This is a genomic window from Microcoleus sp. BM001215392, assembly GCF_036700185.1.
In the GTDB taxonomy this organism is placed as follows: Bacteria; Cyanobacteriota; Cyanobacteriia; order Cyanobacteriales; family Microcoleaceae; genus Microcoleus.
The window spans coordinates 1-4,439 of sequence record NZ_JAUBOJ010000503.1 but is presented as its reverse complement, the minus strand read 5'-3'; the positions used below and the strand labels follow the sequence as shown (position 1 = coordinate 4,439).

The following is a 4,439-nucleotide window of genomic DNA, read 5'->3' as shown; positions in this document are numbered from 1 at the left end:
TTACCCGTCCGCCCTTATGACCCTCGCGCTCTTGCCAGTCAACCTTGCAACTGATACTCGTGTGAATCTCAACAATGCGGCCGTGCCAGCTATAACTAGAGTCCTCTGGCTTGTTACCAGCCACCTTGTCACCGACTCTGAATGCTTTGAGCGGGTCGGAACAAGGGACGCCCGTGAGTAGTTCTGTCAGTTTTTGCTTGTCAGACTGGCTGAGTTTTTCGATGTAATTGCACAATTCCAAAATAGTTGGAGAAATTGAGTTGCCAGAGTTGCCACCCCTCCCCGTAAGGATTACAGGGTTGCCAGTTGGGTTGCCAGTTGGGTTGCCAGAAATTATTGGCAACTCAGTTGGCAACCCTGTAACCCTTGCAGAGTCTACTGGCAACTCTGGCAACCCAGTTTTTGGACTTGTTTCAGATTTTGTACATATCCCAATTCCAGACAAATACTTTTGCCCTCTCAATTCCATGTCGGCTCGTTCATTGTTTCGATGTATCTGAAGTTTGGGAAAAATCTCACACAACCTTGCATATACCTGATTCATAGACTTCACGAGGGTATCGTATCGGTTTGGCAAGTCATTCCAAACCCGTTTCTCTTTGTCCCTGTCGTTGCGCTCAACTTCCAAAATGCCAGATTCTACATACCAGTCCTGCAACCATTGCCAGAGGTCTTTGACATAAATACGTCCGCCAGACTGAACCTCAATCCCCATATCCCTGACAAACTGCCACAGGTGCTGAGACTTTTCCTGAGCTTCCCGCAAAGCCGCGTCACTGGAACCGTAATTAATCCCTTGAGCCAGCAGCAACGGTATCCGTTCCAGCATCTTGTTCAGCAGTGCCGGTGCAATCTGTTCCAGCACAAAGCTTGGATCTTCCTTAAACCGAGGGTCGGCTTCTAATTGACCTTCATTAGAATCGGCTCCAACCACGTAAGTTTTTTTGAAACTCAGGATGCAGTATCGGCTGCGGATGGCTTCGGCATCGCTGCTGATAGATGGCAGAACATTGCAGTTAGCAAGGAATATCGCCTCTGGCTTGTATGGATACTCACCGCGTCCCTTGTGTTCAATGGTTAATTCATCACCCGTAATGAACTGCTTGAGACTTTGCAGCTTGTCCAATTTCACCGCGTCCGCATTCTCGCTCGACCAGTTGCACAAAGAATTCTCCAAACCAGCGAGGGGAAACTTGCGCCCGGTGTCATAAATCTGAAAATCTTTCAAAGACTTTCCAGTCACGCCCCGCCCCAACACCGTCACTAATGCCGTCCGCAAAGTGTCCTTACCGTTGCCACCGTCGCCGTGACAAAGCAGTCCTTTGACCCGCGACATCTTCAAACGGGCCAGTGGCAGACACAGTGCAGCAGCAATTGTCCTGAGAAAAATCTCTCGCTGCTGTGGCTCAAGACATTCCAAAAGGCGATCGCAATCTGTGACATCGACATCAGGGTCATATTTGCCACCGATGTATGTGTAAACCTGTTCGAGACTGTGCGGAGTAAAGGTATGAGAGCCATCAGGATTAATCCTCAGTACCCCGTTAGAGCAATTCAAACCGGGCGGGTTCACCTTCTCAATGTCTACAGCCAGTCCTAAGACCATCCAGTTATAGACCTCGTTTACGCTGCTTGAGTTAGCTCGATTGTTGCGGTATACACCTCCTTTCCCTTTCTCAGAATAGGTCTTCAACCAGTCAAGAATGCGGCGTTTTTCGGTAGCTTCCGACCGCAACTCGTAGTAACTGCCAGTAAATTGGTAAATTTGACGCTGCTGCCCAGGTCAATTTAAGAGATGCCTTGATTACCGCGCAAATTTCTGACTTCAGTGTGAGGGCAAATACGTGCCAGAACTTCCATGTTCGAGCTTCTCTCTGACGCCGCCAAAGAGTAACCCACGCTTCTTCGGGTCTGGGAAGACGCAGTAACTCTCTAAATTTTTCTGCACGCGCTTTTATGTCCATCTTGCTAATTTAGCTTTGAACCCGCATCGCTTTACTTCACTACACTGTGTATACCGTTGTCTTTTTAACTTGGAGAAAAGTTCTTGAAATCTTCGGTAGACCTGATTTACAGCTTTTATCGGAGTGTCTTTTTGATTTGGTAAGTTTTGCCAAATCAATTCTTTTTTGCATCCTACAGTCTTGACTGTTAGCACCCCTGTTTTGATGTACCAGTCTTGCAACTGTTGCCAGAGAGGTCGTTGATGTAAATCTGACCTTGGGGCTGAGCCTCTAAACCTACTTCGCGCATGAATTCCAGTAAATGACTGGTACTGCGCGGTGTCCACTTGGGCTGTTTTTTGTCCTTGGCTTTGGTTTTGCTGAGGCTCGCTAGAGCTGTTGCCAGCATTTTCTGCTGTTCTGCCAGGATTTTTTGCTGTTCGTTGATGACATCAACTTGGCTCTGTGCAAGCTCTATGAACTGAGATAATTGGGGGTCAAAAACCTGTTCAGAGGTGGAACGAGAATAGCTTCCTGTCCGGCGGATGCTGGGTAACACTTCCTCAAACATCCAAACTCGGAACCGTTGGGCTGCCGGCTTGTCCGATCGGAAAATCAGCTCGTACAAACCCGGTTCCGTTACGGTAAGCATTTGTCGCTCACCTTTGTTCGTATCGGTTAAACCGATATGAACCCCACTTCCGGTTCGGTTGGAGCGAATCCCTTTCCAACTTTCAGGCATCTTACTCACACGTTCCGATAACGTGCTTTGACTAATGCCTAAGACAGCACCCACATCAGCAACAACCCACTCAGGGGTATCGGTCGATCCGAACACCCTGATTTCTTGCCCCTCAAAATCAAAAATTGATAGTTCAGTCATTGCAGAACCTCGCAAACTCAATCATGAAGAGTTGCGATCGTCCGCAAAGACAATCGTCTACGACTGGCATAATAGTTAAGCTCCAAACGTTGTTTGTTAACGGTTTGGGGAAGTCGTGACTTGATTAGCATTGCAAGTGCTTGTCAGTCGCGCATCAATCTTCCTTAGTTACTCACGATTGCAGATTCGCAGCCATCTGTCAACACAGAGGTTGTAAAGTTTTGTGCATAATTATTCGGCGAGCAGTTCCATCACTCGATCGGGCGTAATACCATAAATAGCTGCTAGCAGTTTGATGTTTTTCGCATCACTTCCTAACTGTTTAAGCACCCCAATAGCGCTACCCAATGAAATAGCTTCTGTCGTGGATCGAGTCAACAAGTCAATCGTTGTTTGAGTATTGGCTCGTTTCTTATAAGTGCCTTCGTTCATCTGCATTGAATGCCCCAAATTCTTAGCTCTTGTTTCCTGAGACATCCCTGCCATTTGACCGTTTAGGTTAGCCAAGTGACGCAAAGCATGAGTTTGACTCAAGCTCTTACTCCATCTCACTAAAATGTCGTGCCCTCTCTTGCAGTAAACCCCAGCAATTGTCTTTGGATTGCTGGATATTAACCGGATATTAGGTAATTCTCCCGACTTGATTTCCAACAGTTCAATCAAATCAAAATGAGTAGGGGGAAGCATTGGCACGCACAATCGGTAGCCTGTTTTAGTGGTGGTATTTAGATTTGTCCGCTCTCCTACGACAGCAATCATTTTTGTGTTGTTCGCCTCAGTCAGAGGCGGAATGATGATGCCATCTTTTGTTTTAAACGGTTTGTCAATATTCTGAACTGCAAAAACTTCATGCACTCGAAATCCGTACACTAGCTGCATTGAAAACACCCACAACCAGCAGCGCCGCTGCTCTGGGCGGTATCGCTTGTCGTTAGAAGGGATGTTTAAAACCTCGTCGCGAAGATTCAAAAAGTCATCAACTGACAAAGTTTGAATATCTTCTCTAAACTCTGTTTGTATGCCGTCAATCTCTTTAAGGCGGCTAAGCAAATCAGTATTTTTAATGACCTCTGCTAATTTTTTCATTGCACATAGGCAGTTCTTAAAACATTTAGTTTCTTGTTTTTTGCTGTTAATCACAGACAGAATATCTGTCAAGTTTACAAGCTTTTCGCGTGGCAATAATTTGTAGTAACGACCGTAGACCGCACCCCAAGTACACTGATGGCTGGCATTAGCTCTATCTCGCTGTTGGCGACGTTTAGTACGTCCATCCCAGTATTCTTTCTCTACTTGTCCAATCGCCTCACCGAACGTCATCAAGTCATTCTTGATAATATTTTTTCGCAAAATGACATCATCGTACCAGACTAAAAACTGAGACTCTGTTTTTAGCGATTGTAGGGCGCTAGCGACTAGATGAGCTTTCTTCAATGCGTCAGCAATACCATTAATTGTCAGGTAACACCCACAGGCTTTATTGACACGCTTGTCACCTAATTTAAACTGGAGGGTGATGTAAGAGCCTTTAGCTTTACTATCCTTTTTTAGTCCCACCCCTTTGGGGCATTCTTTCTGTGCTTGCTTGAAGTAGTCCAAAATTCGCTCGTACC

At 46.1% G+C, this 4,439-nt stretch carries 3 protein-coding genes; all 3 read right to left on the bottom strand.

Annotated elements, in window-relative coordinates:
• The coding region (locus QT974_RS31570) for a DUF5906 domain-containing protein (RefSeq protein WP_333472319.1) at nt 1-1,606 on the bottom strand (1,606 nt) is incomplete at its 3' end.
• Nucleotides 1,607-2,151: 545 nt separating this feature from the next.
• Complete coding sequence (locus tag QT974_RS31565; RefSeq protein ID WP_333472318.1) at nt 2,152-2,826, bottom strand: BRO-N domain-containing protein; 675 nt, start codon at nt 2,824-2,826, stop codon at nt 2,152-2,154.
• A gap of 231 nt (nt 2,827-3,057) precedes the next feature.
• A partial coding sequence (locus QT974_RS31560) for a hypothetical protein (protein WP_333472317.1) occupies nt 3,058-4,439 on the bottom strand: 1,382 nt, incomplete at its 5' end.